Raw genomic sequence first — 16,576 nt, 5'->3', positions numbered from 1 at the left:
CCGTTCCGAGGAGCATGCCGCCCGGCACTTCGAATACGCTGGTGGCGGTCAGGTTCCCGGTCTCTCGGCCCGCGCTCGAGCCGCATGCCGGGGCTGCGGCCCGACTACGCGGGGGTGCTCGTGGCCGACCACGAATCCGGCGGTGGCGCGGCCGAGCGCCTCATCGTGGGGCGGGCGCCGGAGACGGCGGCGCTCACCTCGTTCCTGCGCGCCGCCGTCCGCGAGGGCGGCGCGCAGCTCCTCACCGGCGACCCGGGCATGGGCAAGACCGAACTGCTCAACGCCGCCGCGCGGCAGGCCGAGTCGATGGGCGCCCGCGTCCTTCGGGCGTCCGGCTCCGAGTACGAGACCGGGCTGAGCTTCGCCGGGCTCCACCAGCTCATGCTGCCCGTCGTGGAGACCCTGCCGGAGCTGCCCGGGCACCACCGCGCCGCGCTGGCGACCACGCTGGGACTCGATCGCGGAGATCCTCCCAGCCGCCTGGCGCTGACCAGCGCGCTGCTGGACTGGCTGCGCCGCCTGTCCTCGACGGCGCCGCTGGTGCTGGTGGTCGACGATCTGCAGTGGGTCGACCGTCCGAGCGTCGTGGTCCTCAACCTGGTGGCCCGCCGGATCGGCGGTCTCCGGGTCGGCCTGCTGCTGTCGCAGCGCACGGGTCACGAGAGCTTCTTCGACCGCGCGTCGGTCCCGGAACTGGCCCTGCCGCCCCTGGGCGACGACGACGCCCTCAGCCTGCTGCGCCGCCGCCATCCGAACCTGCACTCGTCGGTCCGGCACCGCATCCTCGCCGACGCCGGGGGCAACCCGCTGGCCCTCATCGAACTGCCCCGCTCGCTGACCGCGGCGCAGGAGAGCGGAGCCGACTTCCTGCCGCCCACCCTGCCGCTCAGCGTCCGGCTGACGTGGCTTTTCGAGCGCCGGGTCTCGGCGCTGCCCGCGCCCACCCGGCGGCTGCTGCTGCTCGCCGCGCTCGGCGACGGGGAAGGCACGGGCCTGACGGAGGTCGTCGCCGGGTCCTCGGCCGACCTGGCCCCCGCCGAGGTGAGCGGGCTGGCCTCGGTGGACCGGCGGGCCAACCGGCTGCTCTTCGCGCATCCGCTCATCAGGTCCGCGGTCGTCGATCTGGCCACCGCGCCCGAGCGCAGGGCCGCCCACCAGCGGCTCGCCCGGCTGGCGGCGGGCCAGGACGTGCGGGCGCTGCACCTGGCCGAAGCGGCCCTCGGCCCCGACGACAGGGTCGCCCACCTGCTCGTCGAGGTCGCGGACGCCGCGCTCGAACGCGGTGACACGGTGCAGGCGGTGTCGCTGCTGCTGCGCGCCGCCGACCTGACCCTCGACCCGTCCGAGAAGGCCCGCAGCCTGGCCCAGGCCGCCTACATCGGGGCCAACTTCGCCGGCACGCTCGCGGGCGCCCGCGCGCTCCTGGAGCGGGCCCGGACGGCCGATCCGGGGGTGACGAGCACGTTGCAGGCGTCGAACGCCGCCGCGGCCCATCTGCTCAACAGCGAAGGCGACATCGACACCGCGCACAAGATGCTCGTCAGCGCGCTGGACCACGCGGACCCCGTCCCGGAGCACGCCTCCGAGCTGGAGGAGGCGCTGCGCACCCTCATGATGATCTGCACCTTCGGCGGCCGCCCGGAGCTGTGGAAGCCGTTCGACGAGGCGGTCGCCCGGCTGGCGCCGCTGCTCACCGCACCGTTCAGGCTCGCGGCGGCGACGTTCGGCGATCCCGTGCGGTCCGCGCCGGAGCAGTTGCGCGAACTGGACGCACTGGTCGCGGGCCTGGACGAGGAGACCAACGCGATCCTGGTCGTCACGGTCGCCCTCGCGGGCCAGTACGTCGACCGGGTCCCCCGCGCCGCGCTGGAACGCGCGGCGACCGAGGGCACGAGCGGAGGCGCCGTCGCGCTCGCCGTCCAAGCCCTGATCATGCTGGCGGTCGGCGCCTTCCTCGAAGGGCGCTGGGAGGAGGCGGGCGCCCTGGCCGACGAGGGCATCGCCCTCTGCCAGGAGCACGGCTACGAGATCCTGGTCTGGGGAGCGCAGAACCCGCGGATGCTGCTGGCCGCCGCCCGGGGCGACTTCGAGTACATCGCCCGTGCGCGCGCTCGGATGCACCAGTGGGCGATCCCGCGCAACGCCATGGCCGTGCGCACCTTCACGTCCAACATCGAGGGCTTGGCCGCACTCACCCAGGGACGCCACCAGGACGCGTACGAGCACTACACCTCGATCTGCCCGCTGGGCACGTTCCCGCCGCACGAGCAGGTCACGGTCTGGACGGTCATGGACGCCGTCGAGGCCGCCGTGCGCAGCGGCCACGGCGACGAGGCCCGCGCGCACGTCCGCGCCGCCGCGAAGGCCGACCTGGCCGGCATCTCGCCCCGGCTCCGCTTCCTGTGCGAAGCCTCCGCCGCGCTGGTGGCGGACGACGACTCCTATCCCGACCTGTTCGAGCCGCTCGTCTGCGACCCCGGGTCGGCGCGATGGCCGTTCCCGCTGGCCCGCCTCGAACTCGCCTACGGCGAGCGCCTCCGCAAGGACCGCGCGATGCGAGCCGCCCGTCCTCACCTGGAACGCGCGGGAAGGCTGTTCTCCGATCTCGGCGCGACACCGTGGGCCGAGCGAGCCGAGGCCGCGCTGCACGCCACCGGCCAGAAGCGGCGCCCGTCCGCCGCAGGACCGGGAGCGGCGCTCACACCCCAGGAACGGCAGATCGCCGAGCTGGCGGCGACCGGCATGACCAACCGGCAGATCGGCGAACTGCTGTCGCTGTCCCCCCGGACCGTCGGCGCCCACCTCTACCGGGTCTTCCCCAAACTAGGCATCGCCTCCCGCGCCGCCCTCCGCGACGCGCTGACCGACCTGAGCAACGGGCAAGCCTCTCCGTAGCGCTGGACGGCACGGCGCCGCCCGGCCTTCATCGAGTCGTTTGACCGATGTTCGCCACCGCTCCACCGCCGAGGCTGGTCTTCCCTGACCAGTCACACCGCGAGGAGTCCCGATGGACACCGCTTCCGAAGGCAAGATCGTTCTCATCACCGGCGCGAGCAGCGGCATCGGCGCGGCGACCGCCCGCCGGCTTGCGGCGGACGGCCACCACGTCGTGCTCGGCGCGCGGCGCCTCGACCGCCTCAAGACGCTCGCCGACGAGATCCGCACCGCCGGCGGCCGGTGCGACCACCGGGAGCTCGACGTGACGAGCCTCGACAGCGTCCGCGCCTTCGTCGAGGCCGCCCACGACCGGCACGGCCGCGTCGATGTGCTCGTCAACAACGCCGGCGTGATGGCACTGTCGAGGCTGGAGGCCCGGCGCATCGACGAGTGGAACCAGATGATCGACGTGAACCTGCGGGGCACCCTGCACGGGATCGCCGCCGTCCTCCCCCTCATGCGCGCCCGGGGCACCGGTCACATCGTCAACGTCGCCTCGACGTCCGCCCACCGGGTCGACCCCACGGCCGCGGTCTACTGCGCCACCAAGTACGCGGTGTGGGCGCTCTCGGAGGGGCTGCGGCAGGAAAGCCGGGACATCCGCGTGACCGTCGTGAGCCCCGGATTCACCCAGTCGGAACTCACCGACCGCGGCGGTGCCCCGGAGGCGCAGGCCGCCGCCCGGGCCGCCGCCGAACAACTCGCCATCCCGGCCTCCGCCATCGCCGACTCCATCGCGTACGCGATCGCCCAGCCGGCCGACGTCGACGTCAACGAACTCATCATCCGCCCCACCGCCCAAACCTGACCCGCACCGGGAACAACACGCCCTGCACCCCACCGGCTCGCCTGGAGACCGCCGGGGTGGGCGTCACCGGTTTGTAAGGAGCATCAGGCGGTTGCGTCGTTAGCGTGGCCTGCATGAAGAAGTTGATCGTGGTCGGGATCGTGTTGCTCCTGGCCGGGTGCGGGGGCGGCGGGGCTACGGGCGCCGCGGAGCCGGGCGGTTCGGCGGCCGGGAGCCCGTCCGCGGCGGCGTCCGGCGCGGCGGGCGAGCGCGCTCCCGCGCCGTTGCGCTTCCAGGGCGAGACGCTGGACGGCAAGCCGTTCGACGGCGCGAGCCTGGCGGGCAGGCCGGCGGTGTTCTGGTTCTGGGCGCCCTGGTGCCCGAACTGCCTCGCCGAGGGCCCGGACGTCGCCGAGGCCGCCGCGAAGTACGGGGACAAGGTCTCCTTCGTCGGCATCGGCGGCCTGGAGAAGGACGCGGGCAAGCTGAAGGGGTTCGTCTCGCGCACGGGCACCCGGGACCTCGTCCAGCTGGACGACCGCACCGGCAAGCTGTACTCCCACTTCGGGGTGACCACGCAGTCGTCGTACGTGTTCATGGCACCCGACGGGACGAAGAGCAAGGCCTCCGGCCCGCTCGACGGCGCCGCGCTGCGCCGGCACGTCGACGCGCTCCTCGGCTGATCCGTGCAGAGGGAGATCTCGCTCGCGCTGGCCGCCGGGTCGGTGGCGGCGTTCAACCCGTGCGGCTTCGCGCTGCTGCCGTCCTACCTGACGCTGCTGGTCGCGGCGCCCGGCGCGGGCGGCGTCCGGCGGGCGCTTCGGCTGTCGGTCGCGATGACCGCGGGGTTCGTCACCGTGTTCGGCGCGTTCGGGCTGCTGATATCGGTGGCCGCGACCTCGATCCAGCAGTACCTGCCCTGGTTCACCATCGTCGTGGGCGTGGCCCTGGTCGCGCTGGGCGCATGGCTCGCGGCCGGGCGGGAGCTCCTGCTCCGGCTGCCGCGGCTCCGCGTGGGCGGGCTGTCGGGGTCCCTCGCGGGGCTCTACGGGTACGGCGTCTCCTACGCCGTCGCCTCGCTGTCGTGCACCATCGCACCGTTCCTGGCCGTCACCGGGCTGGTGTCCGGCGGGACCGGGGCGGTCGCGGGGCTGGCGGCGTTCGCCGCCTACGGCGTCGGCATGGGACTGGTCGTGGGCCTGCTGTCGATGCTGGTGGCGCTGGCGCGCGACGCCGCCGTGGCGCGCACCCGCCGGATCCTGCCGCACGTCTCGCGCGCAAGCGGTGTCCTTCTGGTGGTGGCGGGACTCTACGTCGCCTACTACGGCTGGTACGAGGCGCGGGTCCTCACGGGCGCCCCGGCCCGCTCCTCCGTCGTCGGCGCCGCCGCCGAGATCCAGGGCGCGCTGTCGGACTGGGTGGACCGGCTCGGGATCTGGTGGATCGCCGCGGCCTTCGCCGCCCTCACGGCCGGGACCGCGGCGGCGCGCATGCTGCGGCGCCACCGGACGGCCGGGCCGGCCGCGGAGACGGAGCCGGCGGGCCGTCCGGGCTGAGTCACGGGGTCCGGGGGCCCGGCGCGGCGGCGGCGCGCGCGAGGTGCTCCGCGGCCGCGTCCGGGCGGCCGAGCCGCTCGGCGAGCTTCGCCAGGACGGCGTGGTTGGAGCCGGCGCAGGCCAGGGCCGAGCCGACGACCTGGAGCCGGTCCCGGTACGGGTGCAGCAGCCGGTACATGGCCGCCGGGTCGGGGGTCCCGAGGACGGCGGCGATCTCCCCGAGCTGGCCGTGCTCGAAGTCCGAGGCCCAGGTCCGCTCGCGGGGCACCCGGTCGAGGCCCCAGCGGCGGAGCAGCCGCTCGGCGCGCTCCCGCTCGCCCGCGTCCAGCAGCGCCAGGACGGCGGTGGGGCGCAGCGCCGTGTTCTCCGCGTGCGGCGCCGCGGCGAGGAGTTCGTCCAGCCGGCCGGGGACCCGCCCCCTCGTCCGGTCCAGGACGGTGAGCTGCATGAGGCGGGCCCACTGCGCGCCCCACACGCTGGTGCGGCGGTGCTGCCGGTACGCCTGCTCGATCAGTTCGAGGGCCGTGTCTCCGTCGCCGCGGAAGATCGCGTACCCGGCCTCCTGGTAGGTGTGCTGGAGCTCCAGCTCGGGGATGCCGAGGCTCTGCACCATGCGCCCGGACCATTCCAGGCCGTCCTCGTACTCGGCGATCCGGCCGAACTTCAGGTGCACCGAGAGCAGGTGCATGCGCGCGATCACCTCAGTGTCGGCCGGCAGCCCGGCGCCCGCGAGCGCGAGCGACTCCTCCAGCGCCGCGATCCTGGCGGGCTCGCGCTCCGGGACCCAGGAGGCGATGACGTAGTTGTTCAGCGTCCGGCCGCGCAGCACCGGGTCGCCGATCCGCCGGGCGATCTCCACCGCCTCCTCGGCCAGCCGCTCCCCCTCCGGGCGCTCGGGGCCGTAGTACAGCTCGACGGCCAGGGTGCCCAGCAGCTCCGCCCGCCGGCGCGGGTCGCGCGTCTCGGCGATCAGTTCCCGCAGCAGCGCGACGAAGCCGGGGTCGACGGTGCCGTAGGCGCGCCAGTTCCACAGCGTCACCCCGCCCAGGATCGACACGGCGTCGGCGAGCCGCTCCCGGTCCCCGGCCCGCCTGGCGATCTCCACCGCCTCGTCCAGCACCGCGTCGGCGCCGCGCACGTCGCCCGAGAGGCGCAGCTCCTCGACGAGGGTGATCAGGGTCCGGTAGCGGCGGTCCTCCCCGCGCCCGCCCGGCGGCAGCACCGCCAGGGCCCGCTCGCGGTGCCGGGCCGCCTGGTCGAAGGCGAGCCGCCTGCGGGCCTCGTCGGCGGCGCGGGAGCAGGTGCGGAAGGCGGGCTCGGACGCGGTGCCGCCCGCGGCGTGGAAGCGGTGCCGCGCCAGGTCGTCCAGGCGGCCGTCTCCTCCGTGGACGGCCTCGATGGCGTCGGCGAGGAGCGCGTGCAGCTGCGTCCGCTCGCCGGGGGCCAGCCGCGCCGCCAGCGCGTCCCGGGAGATGTCGTGGACGAACCGCCACTTCCACGTCTCCTCGTCGTGCCGGAGCAGCCCGCTCTCCAGCGCCGGTTCCAGCGCGGTCACCACCTGCGCCGGTTCCATCCGGACGGCGTGGGCGAGGATCCCGACGTCGATCTCGGCGCCCGCGAGCGCCGCCAGCCGCACCAGGACGCGGGTGCGCTCGGGCAGCCGCTCGAACCGGCGTTCCACGACGTCCCGGACGGTGGCGGGCACCTGCGACCGGGAGCGCCCGTCCGCGTCGTCGTGGAACCGGAGCAGCTCGGCGAGGAAGAACGGGTTCCCGCCGGTGCGCTCCCGCACCGCCGCCGCGTCCGGCAGCCCCTCGCCGTGCCCGCCGAGCAGGGTCTCGATCTCGGTGACGGAGAGCCCGGACAGCGGGAGCCGGTGGACGGCGCGCTCGCGTCCCAGCAGGGCGAGCGTGTCCTCCAGCGCCGCCGGGTCGAGCGCGTCGGTGGACCTGCACGTCGCCACGACGCCGCACGGCAGGCCCCGCAGGCGCCCGATGAGCAGCCGCAGCGCCTGCAGCGATCCCGCGTCGGCCCATTGCAGGTCGTCCAGGACGAGCAGCAGCGGACCGGTGCGGGCGGCTTCGACGACGGCGCGGGCGATGGCCTCCAGCAGGCGGAAGCGCTCGATCGCGAGGTCCTGGGTCCGGGTGGCCGCGCGGCCTCCCGCGAGGCCGGCCGGACGGTCCTCCGCCCCGGCCGCGAAGGCGGGCCGTTCCACGCCCAGTTCCTGGAGCACCTGTTCCCAGAGCCAGAAGGGCGGGGCTCCGAGGTCCTCGACCGCCCGCGCCCACACCACGTTCATGTGCCGCTCGCGGGCGAGCCGCGCGGCGGCCTCGGCGAGCGTGGTCTTGCCGATCCCCGCCTCGCCTTCGAGCAGCACCATCGTCCCGGTGCCCCGGAGGGCCGCCTCGATCCCGGCCCGCAGCTCGGCGAGCTCGCGTTCGCGTCCGACGAGCCCCGGCACGGCACCCGCGGCCTGCGGCGCCGCCGGCTCGACGTCGGCGCCGGCCGTCTGCTCGGTGCTTCCGAACGGCACGGGCTGCGGGACGGCCGGCGGGGTCCGCGCCTCCAGTACGGAGGCGGCCTCCAGGACGGAGGCGGCCCTCTGGACGGGGGCCGCGGTGGCGACCTCGCCGAGTGAGGGGTCGCGGCGCAGGATCGCGCTCTGCAGGTCGGCCAGTTCGGGCCCCGGGACCAGCCCGAGTTCCTCGTCCAGCAGCCGGCGGCAGTCCTGGTACGCCTTGAGCGCGTCGGCCTGCCTGCCGTCGCGGTAGGCGGCGAGCATGAGCCGCGCCCAGTACCGCTCCCGGAGCGGCTCCTCGCGGACGAGCGCCTCGGCGGCCGCGGCGGCCATGTCCGGGCGGCCGCATCCGAGCAGCGCGGCGGCCCTGCAGTCGAGCGCGCGGAGCCGCAGCTCCGCCATGGCCTCGGCGTGCCCGGCCAGGTCGGGGTCCTCCGTGACGTCGGCGAAGGGACGGCCGCGCCACAGCGCCAGGGCGCGGTCGACGGCCTCCAGTGCGGCGGGGTGGGCGGCCCGCTCCACCAGCCGCTCGCCGTCCGCTACCAGGGCGGCGAACAGTTCGGTGTCGACCTCGCCGTCCGCCGCGCTCAGCAGATACCCGGGCGGACGGGTCACGATCGCGCCCGTGCCCGCGCGGGCCTTGCGGGACGGGTCGAGCAGCCGCCGCGCCTGGGAGACGTAGACCTGGAGCGTCCCGACCGCGGAGGCCGGGGGCTCACCCGACCACAGCCGGTCGATCAGCCGGTCGACCGAAACGACCCGGTTGGCGTCCGCGATCAGCAGCGTCAGCAGCGCGCGCAGCTTGCCCGATCCCACGACGACGGGCGCGCCCGCCGCGTCGGTCACCTCCAGCGGCCCGAGGACCCGGAACCGCGGCGGCCCGGTGGCAGCGCCGGCCCCCCGCTCGAAATCGCCTTCCACCCGCCCCCGCCGTGGTGCCCCGTGTCCCCTCCGCCGGCCGCCCGGCCGCCGCTTAAGGACGGCTTGTGTCCGGCCTAAACCGCACCGAACAGGCCAAATGTAACCCACCCGAAAGGGTGCCCCAAGTGCCGCCTGCGAGAACAGATGCGCCGCCCGCCGCTCGGCACCGCCGAGAAGATCCCGAACAGGAGAGATCACTGTGACCACCATGTCCCTCCCGGACCTCGACGGCCTTCGCGAGCAGGTCTTCGGCCCGGTCCTCACCCCCGGCCACCCCGGCCTCGACCGGGAGGTCGCGCCGTTCAACCTGACGGTCCGGCACCGCCCCGCCGTCGTCGTCGGCGCGACGGGCGCGGCCGACGTGGCGGCGGCCGTCGGGTTCGCCCGGCGGTACGGGCTGCCCGTCGCCGTCCACGCCACCGGGCACGGCTCGGTCGCCCCCGTGGAGGGGGCGCTCGTCGTCAACACCAGCCGCATGCGCGCCGTCGCCGTCGACTCGGCCGCCGGGACCGCCCGGGTCGAGGCGGGCGCCACCTGGGGCGAGGTGATCGAGGCCGCCGCGCCGTTCGGGCTCGCCCCGCTCTGCGGCTCGGCGCCCGCCGTCGGCGCCGTCGGCTACACGCTCGGCGGCGGCCTGGGACCGATCGCGCGGACCTACGGCTTCGCCGCCGACCACGTCCGGTCCCTGGAGGTGGTGACCGCCGACGGCCGCAAGCGGATCGCGGACGCGGACACCGAGCCGGACCTGTTCTGGGCCCTGCGCGGCGGCAAGGGCGACTTCGGCGTCGTCACCGCCATGACCATCGACCTCTTCCCGGTCGCGAGCCTGTACGGCGGGGGGATCTTCTACGCCGGCGAGGACGCGTCGTGGGTCCTGCACGCCTACCGCGAGTGGTCCCGCGACCTGCCCGAGTCGACCACCACGTCCGTCGCGCTGCTCCGGCTGCCGCCCGTGGACGAGCTGCCGCCGCCGCTGCGCGGCCGGTTCGTCGTCCACCTGCGCGTCGCCCACGTCGGCGACCAGGCCGAGGGCGAGCGGCTGCTCGCGCCGATGCGGTCGGTCGCCCCGGCGATCATCGACACGGTCGCCGTGATGCCGTACACGGCCATCGGCTCCATCCACAACGACCCGACCGACCCGATGCCCGTGTGGGAGCGGGGCGCGCTGTTCCGCGAGCTGACCGTGGAGGCGGTCCAGGCGCTGCTGGAGGCGGCCGGACCGGGCGCCGAGTTCCCGCCCCACATGGTCGAGGTGCGCCACCTCGGCGGCGCGGTGGCCCGCGCGCCGCGCGTCCCCAACGCGGTCGGCGGGCGGGGGGCGGCGTACTCGCTGCTCGTGCTCGCCCCGCCGCCCCCGCAGGACATGGCGGCCCTGGTGCGGCCGCTCGGCGAACGCGTCATCGACGCCGTCCGCCCGTGGACGACCGGCGGCGCGCTCCTCAACTTCCAGGGCGCGGCCACGGCCCCCGAGCAGGTCGCGACCGTCTGGGCGGCCGACGTCCACCGGCGCCTCACGGAGCTGAAGGCCGTCTACGACCCGACCGGGATGTTCAGGTTCGGCCACTCCCTCGGCGTCCCGGACTCCGCCCTCGGTTAACGAGCGGCGATCGTCCTGGAGGAGCCGCCCGGCTCCTCCAGGACGCAGTGCCCGCCCGTGCAGAACGCCTCTCGGCGCGGGCGGAGCGCGCGTCGTCGAGCGCCGTTCGGGCTACCGGGGGCTGCTGTACGGTTGAGCGCCATGATCGCCGGAGGTATTCCTCCACTGCTACGGGGACGACTGCGAGCGTCCTTTGGTAATGCACTGGGACGGCTCGGCATGGTCCCGGGTTCAGGTGCCGCTCAGAATCGGCGAACTCCACGGAGTCGCGGCCGTCGGCAAGGACCGGAACGACGTGTGGGTCAGCGGAGTCGACCTCGACCACAGGAACCAGATGCTTTTCCTGCACCACGACGGGAAAGCATGGACTCGCGAATACGGCCCGCAGTTGATGACCGACGCCTCCGCGGAGGACGACCTCAATCGCGTCAACCGGTCCGACCTCGCCCCCGTGCCCGGGACGAGCACTCTGTGGGCGGTCGGTTCGGTAGGTGCCGGAACCGACGACGGCGATCCGGAGGAGTCCTTCGTCCTCCGCCGCGAAGGCCCCTGACCTCCCGTGTTCAGGCGCCTATGCCGCCCGTGCAGGCGGCGGCGACGTAGCCCTTGCGGCCCTTGTAGTTGACCACCAGCCACTGGTTGTCCTTGGGCTCCCCGGCCGAGCACCGGTAGGTGCCCCCCTCGACCTGCGGGCAATTGGCCCCGTGCTTCCAGCCGATAAGCTTTTTGCCATGATACTGGACGATAACGCCGGCACTGGTTCTGGGCGCCTTGCGGACGCGGAACGTGTAGCCGCGCCTCTTGTCCGAGTGGACGTAGCACTTGACCTCTTGGGCGTCGTTACCGGCGACCGGGATCGAATGCGCCGTTGCGGCTTCCGGAGACGCGTGGACTTCCGCGTCGGCTGCATTGGCCGCCCCCGCGAGAGTCAGAGCCGCGACCCCCGTTACTAGCAATGCTCGCCTCATGGGGCCAATGTAGAACCGGGTCCGGCCGCGGGTCAATCATGTCGCGATCTTCAAAGAGAAAGTCGCGGTCAAATTGCTCGCAATTCGCCCGAAAGATGCGATTACGCATATCCGCGGCGCTCGGCCGGGCCGCGCTCGGGACCGGGAGCGGCCGGCGCTCACAGGGTTCTCTCATCGAAACGTGCTTTGATGGGCGCGTCATGCCTGGTCAGAAGATTCTCGTCGTCGACGACGAACCGAACATCGCGGACGTCCTGGCGACCGCGCTGGCCTTCCACGGGTTCGAGGTGACCACCGCGTCCACGGGCGCCGGGGCCATCGAACGGGCGGAGGCCGAGCACCCCCACCTCATCGTGCTGGACCTGATGCTGCCCGACATCGACGGCCTGGAGGTGTGCCGGACGCTGCGCGGCCGGGGCCACCGGTTCGGGATCGTCTTCCTGACCGCGCGCGACGGCCGGGCCGACAAGGTGTCAGGGCTGACCTACGGCGGCGACGACTACGTGACGAAGCCGTTCGCGCTGGACGAGCTGCTCGCGCGCGTGCGGGCCGTGCTGCGGCGGGTCGCCCCCGAGGACTCGCCTCCCGGGGCCGTCCTGAAAGTGGCCGACGTGGAGCTGGACGAGGACCTGTGCGAGGTGCGCCGCGGCGGCGCCCAGGTCCGCCTGTCCCCGACCGAGTTCAAGCTGCTGCGCTACCTCATGGGCAACCCGGGGCGGGTGCTGTCGCGCGCCCAGATCCTCGACGCGGTCTGGGACTACGACTTCGGCGGCACCTCCAACGTCGTCGACACCTACGTCGGCTACCTCCGCAAGAAGCTCGATCCGCTGGGCCCGCCGCTGATCCACACGCAGCGTGGGTTCGGGTACGTCCTGCGCGAGGGCGGGGCGGGCGGCAGGTGACGCTGCGGACGCGGCTGCTGATCGGGATCGTCGTGCTCACCGCCGGCGCGCTGGTGGTCGCGGGGGCCACCAGCACGCTGGCGCTGCGCTCGTACCTGGTCGGCAGGGTCGACGGCCAGTTGCGCGCGGCCGCGATCGTGGCCCGGCAGAACGCGGTGGTCCGGTACGGGTCCCGCGACGAACTGCGCACGGCGGTGGCGCCCACCGAGTACGTCGTGGAGATCCGCCGCGAGAACGGCACGATCAGCGGGATCGGGGGGCCGCCCGAGCTGGCCCCCGGGGTGCTGAGCGAACGGGCGCCTCCGGCCCCGGCCGCCGGCACCTCCGCCCCGGCCGACGTCGACGCCGGGCGCGCGGGCCGGTTCCGCGTGGTGTCCTTCACGACGCCGAACGGCCGCGCCACGGCGGTCATCGGCCTGCCGCTGCGGCCGGTCGGGGAGACCGTGCGGCGGCTGCTGCTGATCGAGGCGCTGGCCGGGCTGGCGGTGCTGGCGCTGCTGGCCGGCGCGGCCCGGCTGGTCATCCGTCGCGGGCTGCGGCCACTGGAGACGATCACCGAGACCGCGGGCGCGATCGCCGACGGCGACCTGGATCGCCGGGTGCCGGTCTCCTCGCCGCGCACCGAGGCCGGGCGGCTGTCGATCGCGGTGAACGGCATGCTGGCGCGCATCCAGACCGCGATCGAGGCCCGCGCCCGCTCGGAGGAGCGGCTGCGGGAGTTCGTCGCCGACGCCTCCCACGAGCTGCGCACCCCGCTGACCTCGGTGCGCGGCTACCTGCAGATGCTGCGGCACGGCGTGGTGACGCTGGCCGACCGGCCGGACGCGGTGCGGCGCGCCGACGACGAGGCCGCCCGGATGTCCAAGATCGTCGACGATCTGCTGTACCTGGCCCGGCTGGACCAGGAGCCGATCCCGCGCCCCGGGCCGGTGGACCTCGCGGCGGTCGCCGCCGACTCCGTCTCCGACGCCCTCGCCGTCGAGCCCGACCGGCCGATCACGCTGCGCGCGCCGGAGTCCTGCGAGATCACCGGCGACGAGGACGCGCTGCGGCAGGTGCTGGCCAACCTGCTCGGCAACGCCCGCGCCCACACTCCGCCGGGGACGCCCGTGACGGTGCGGGTGCTGGCGGAGGCCGGGACGGCGGTGGTCGAGGTGTCCGACGAGGGGCCGGGCATGCCGCCGGAGGCGGTGGCGCGGGCGTTCGACCGCTTCTACCGGGGCGCGGGAGCCCGCGGCGGGGCGTCCGGCAGCGGTCTCGGGCTGCCGATCGTCGCCGCCATCGCCCGGTCGCACGGCGGGTCGGCCGGGATCGAGAGCACCCGCGGAAAGGGCACCACGGTCCGGGTCCGGCTGCCCTCCCACGGACCTCTGAACGATCTCTCATCGTCCTGACGACGGGCTCTGAGATCCGGCTGGTCGGGTGGGGCCATGATTCCCAGACCCTCTCGCCGGACGGCCGTCGTGGCGGCCGTCGCCGTCCTGCCGCTGGCCCTGGCGTGCACCGCCGACCGGCTCGCCGCCGACCGGGCCGCGGACCGGCTGGCCGGCCGGGCCGGCTGCTACCTGCACACCTCCGACCGGCCGCAGGTCGTGCTCGGCGGCTTCCCGTTCCTGCCGCAGGGGCTCTCCGGCCATCTCGACGACGTCCGGATATCCGCGCGGAACGTCCGGCGCGGCGAGCTGACCGTCAGCAGCCTGGACGCCCGCCTGCGCGGAGTGCGCCAGGCGTCGGGCGGCAAGGCCGCCGTCGAGCGGGTCACCGCCGACGCGGTCGTCTCCTTCTCGTCGCTGAACTCCATGCTGGCCGGCAAGGGCGGGGACGGCGACGCGCCCCGCGTCCAGGGGCTCGGCTACGACAACGGCATGCTGGCGGTCGAGACGCGGGTCGCGCGGGCGGGCATGGAGCTGCCGGTCACCGTGCTCGCAGAGCCGAGCCTGAGCGGCCGCAGCCTGGACTTCCGGCCCCGCTACGTCAAGGTGCTCGGCCGCCTGGTGCCCGCCGAGCAGCTCATGAAGCGCCTGCCCAAGCAGCCCGACCTGGGCCGGGAGCTGCCGGAGCTGCCGGCCGGGCTGCGCTACTCCTCGGCCGAGGTGACCGGTGACGGGGTGCGGATCGGCATGACCGCCGACGACGTCAGCCTCACCGCCGGCGGGAAGGGCAAGGAGGGCCGCGCGTGCTGAGGCTCGTGGCCGCGATGTGCGCCCGCCGCCCCTGGACGGTGATCGCCGTCTGGCTCGTCCTGATCGGGGCCGTCGCGGCGGCCGTGCTGGTCTTCGGGCGGCCCACCGAGAACTCCCTGTCCCTTCCCGGCAGCGACGCCCAGCGGGCGGCCGACGTCCAGGCGAAGGCCTTCCCGGGCGAGGCCGACGACGCGTCCGGGACGCTGGTGCTGCACGCCGCCGCCGGAACGCTGGAGGACCCCGCCCGCCGCGACGCGATGGCGCGGGCCGCCGAGCGGATCGAGGCCGTCCCGCACGTGCGGAAGGCGACCCCGGCCTCGCGGCAGGCCGGCACCGTCTCCGCCGACGGCCGCACCGGCTACCTGACCATCGCGCTCGACGTGCGGGCCCGCGACGTGGACCGCGCCCTGGTCCGCCGGATCGAGGACGCCGCCGCCCCGCTGGACGCGGCCGGCGTCGAGACGGTGCCCGGCGGGCGGCTGGCGGAGGCCGCCGAACGGTCGGGCGGCGCCGCCCGGGAGGCCGGCGGCCTGGTGGTGGCGGTCGTGGTGCTGCTGGCGGCGCTGGGCGGCGCCGTCGCGGCCGGGCTGCCGATCGCGATGGCCCTGGCCGGGCTGGTCTGCGGGGTCGGGGCCGTCGGGCTGCTCGGGCACGCCACGGCGATACCGCCGGTCGCGGCCACCCTCGCCACGATGATCGGGCTGGGGGTCGGCATCGACTACTCCCTGTTCGTGCTCAGCCGCTACCGGACACTGCTCGCGCGGGGATCGGCGGTCCCGGAGGCGGTGCGCGCGGCCGTCACCTCCTCCGGCGCGTCGGTGGTCTTCGCCGGGGCCACCGTGGTGATCGCGCTCAGCGGGCTGCTGCTCGGCGGCGTGCCGGTGCTGCGCACCCTGGCGTGGACGTCGGCGCTCGTCGTGGCCGTCGCCGTGGCCGTCGCGGTGACGCTGCTGCCGGCGGTGCTGCGGGTGCTGGGCGGGCGGATCGACGCGCTGCGGGTGCGCCGCGGGCGGGGCGGCTCGCACGCGCCGTCGGCGGTGTGGGAGCGGCTCGGCGGACGGGTGACCGCGCGCCCCTGGCGGGTGCTGATCGGCGCGGCGGCCCTGCTGGCCGTCCTGACCGCGCCGGTCACCGCCATGACGCTGGGCCAGGTCGACGCGGGCTCCGACCCGGCCGGCAGCGCGCCGCGGCGCTCCTACGAGCTGATGGCGGAGGGCTTCGGGCCGGGCTCCAACGGACCGCTCACCGTGGTCGCGGTGCCCGCCACCAAGGCCGCCGGCCCGGACGACGCCAGGATCACCGGGCTCGCCGACTCGATCCGCCGCACCGCGGGGGTCGCCGCGGTCTCCGCGCCGAGGCTCGGCGCGGACGGGACGGCGGCGGTCCTTCGCATCACCCCGGACACGGCGCCCGCCGACCCGGCGACGGCCGATCTCGTCCGGAGGATCAGGGCGCTGCCCGCCGCGGGCGCCGAGGTCCATGTGGGCGGGCCGGTCGCCGCGCACGCCGACCTCGCCGACCGGGCCGGCTCCCGGATGCCGCTGATCATCGGGGTCGTGCTGGCGCTGTGCGCGGCGGTGCTGCTGCCGGCCTTCCGCGCCCCGGTCGTGGCGGTCAAGGCCGCCGTGATGAACCTGATCTCGATCGGCGCCGCCTACGGAGCGCTGACCGCCGTCTTCACCTGGGGCTGGGGGGTGGAGCTGCTCGGCCTGGACGGGCCGGTGCCCATCGAGGGCTACGTCCCGATGATGCTGTTCGCGGTGCTCTTCGGCCTGTCGATGGACTACGAGGTGTTCCTGCTGACGGCCGTCCGGGAGGAGTGGCTGCGGCACGGGGACGACCGCCGCGCGGTCTCCGGCGGGCTGGCCGCCACCGGCCGGATCATCAGCGCGGCGGCGCTCATCATGGTCGGCGTGTTCGCCGGGTTCCTGCCGCACCACGACCCGGTGATCAAGATGTTCGGGCTGGGCATGGCCGTCGCGGTGGCCGTGGACGCCACAGTGGTGCGCGGGCTCCTGGTGCCCTCGGCCATGGTCCTGCTGGGCCGCGCCAACTGGTGGCTGCCCGGGTGGCTGGACCGGGTGCTCCCGCAATCCGGCATCGGCTCCCATGCCCCGCCCCCGCCCGTGGCGGACGCCCCGCCGCCGGCGGCGGGGCGGCGCGAGTCAGGCGACCGTCCCCGGACCGCCGGCCTGCCCTGAGCG

Annotated in this window: 12 protein-coding genes; 10 read left to right on the top strand and 2 right to left on the bottom strand. The window is 75.0% G+C overall.

The window, feature by feature from the left end; translation table 11 throughout:
* The first annotated feature begins 84 nt into the window (after positions 1-84).
* The 4 genes from ABWI07_RS15085 (at position 85) to ABWI07_RS15070 (ending at position 5,280) form a co-directional block, all read left to right on the top strand.
* Positions 85-2,895, top strand: a complete 2,811-nt coding sequence (locus ABWI07_RS15085; RefSeq protein ID WP_353818889.1) for an ATP-binding protein — start codon at positions 85-87, stop codon at positions 2,893-2,895.
* Positions 2,896-3,007: 112 nt separating this feature from the next.
* Positions 3,008-3,745 carry an SDR family oxidoreductase gene (locus tag ABWI07_RS15080; RefSeq protein WP_149256950.1) on the top strand — a complete coding sequence of 246 codons (738 nt, stop codon included), beginning with the start codon at positions 3,008-3,010 and terminating at the stop codon, positions 3,743-3,745.
* A 113-nt stretch (positions 3,746-3,858) separates the two neighbouring features.
* Positions 3,859-4,407 (top strand): TlpA family protein disulfide reductase, encoded by a 549-nt coding sequence (locus ABWI07_RS15075; protein WP_149256951.1) that lies wholly within the window; start codon positions 3,859-3,861, stop codon positions 4,405-4,407.
* A 3-nt stretch (positions 4,408-4,410) separates the two neighbouring features.
* Positions 4,411-5,280 (top strand): cytochrome c biogenesis CcdA family protein, encoded by an 870-nt coding sequence (locus ABWI07_RS15070; RefSeq protein ID WP_353818888.1) that lies wholly within the window; start codon positions 4,411-4,413, stop codon positions 5,278-5,280.
* Between the two features lies 1 nt (position 5,281).
* On the opposite strand, the gene ABWI07_RS15065 is transcribed toward ABWI07_RS15070, so the two are convergent.
* The gene (locus ABWI07_RS15065; protein WP_353818887.1) at positions 5,282-8,722 is read right to left on the bottom strand and encodes an ATP-binding protein; all 3,441 of its coding nucleotides are present in this window, start codon (positions 8,720-8,722) and stop codon (positions 5,282-5,284) included.
* Between the two features lie 208 nt (positions 8,723-8,930).
* Here ABWI07_RS15065 and ABWI07_RS15060 point away from each other — a divergent pair, with 208 nt between their 5' ends.
* Positions 8,931-10,319 carry an FAD-binding oxidoreductase gene (locus ABWI07_RS15060; RefSeq protein ID WP_353818908.1) on the top strand — a complete coding sequence of 463 codons (1,389 nt, stop codon included), beginning with the start codon at positions 8,931-8,933 and terminating at the stop codon, positions 10,317-10,319.
* A gap of 235 nt (positions 10,320-10,554) precedes the next feature.
* Positions 10,555-10,872, top strand: coding sequence for a hypothetical protein (locus ABWI07_RS15055; protein WP_353818886.1), 318 nt, complete (start codon positions 10,555-10,557; stop codon positions 10,870-10,872).
* Between the two features lie 10 nt (positions 10,873-10,882).
* On the opposite strand, the gene ABWI07_RS15050 is transcribed toward ABWI07_RS15055, so the two are convergent.
* The gene (locus ABWI07_RS15050; RefSeq protein WP_149256955.1) at positions 10,883-11,287 is read right to left on the bottom strand and encodes a hypothetical protein; all 405 of its coding nucleotides are present in this window, start codon (positions 11,285-11,287) and stop codon (positions 10,883-10,885) included.
* Positions 11,288-11,487: 200 nt separating this feature from the next.
* Between ABWI07_RS15050 and ABWI07_RS15045 the strand changes: the two genes are divergently transcribed.
* From ABWI07_RS15045 to ABWI07_RS15030, 4 genes are read left to right on the top strand one after another with little or no spacing between them, the layout of a single operon-like run.
* A complete protein-coding gene (locus ABWI07_RS15045; RefSeq protein ID WP_149256956.1) occupies positions 11,488-12,189 on the top strand; it encodes a response regulator transcription factor in 702 nt (233 codons plus the stop codon).
* Positions 12,186-13,583 carry a sensor histidine kinase gene (locus tag ABWI07_RS15040; RefSeq protein ID WP_149256957.1) on the top strand — a complete coding sequence of 466 codons (1,398 nt, stop codon included), beginning with the start codon at positions 12,186-12,188 and terminating at the stop codon, positions 13,581-13,583. The genes ABWI07_RS15045 and ABWI07_RS15040 overlap by 4 nt, the downstream gene beginning before the upstream one ends.
* 36 nt (positions 13,584-13,619) lie before the next feature.
* Entirely contained in the window at positions 13,620-14,372 is a 753-nt protein-coding gene (locus tag ABWI07_RS15035) for an LmeA family phospholipid-binding protein (RefSeq protein ID WP_353818885.1), read from the top strand.
* Positions 14,366-16,573, top strand: a complete 2,208-nt coding sequence (locus ABWI07_RS15030; RefSeq protein WP_353818884.1) for an MMPL family transporter — start codon at positions 14,366-14,368, stop codon at positions 16,571-16,573. Before ABWI07_RS15035 ends, ABWI07_RS15030 begins: the two co-directional genes overlap by 7 nt.
* Positions 16,574-16,576: the final 3 nt, after the last annotated feature.

Source organism: Actinomadura sp. NPDC000600 (assembly GCF_040492135.1).
In the GTDB taxonomy this organism is placed as follows: Bacteria; Actinomycetota; Actinomycetes; order Streptosporangiales; family Streptosporangiaceae; genus Spirillospora.
This window is presented reverse-complemented; position numbering and strand designations above follow the sequence as displayed.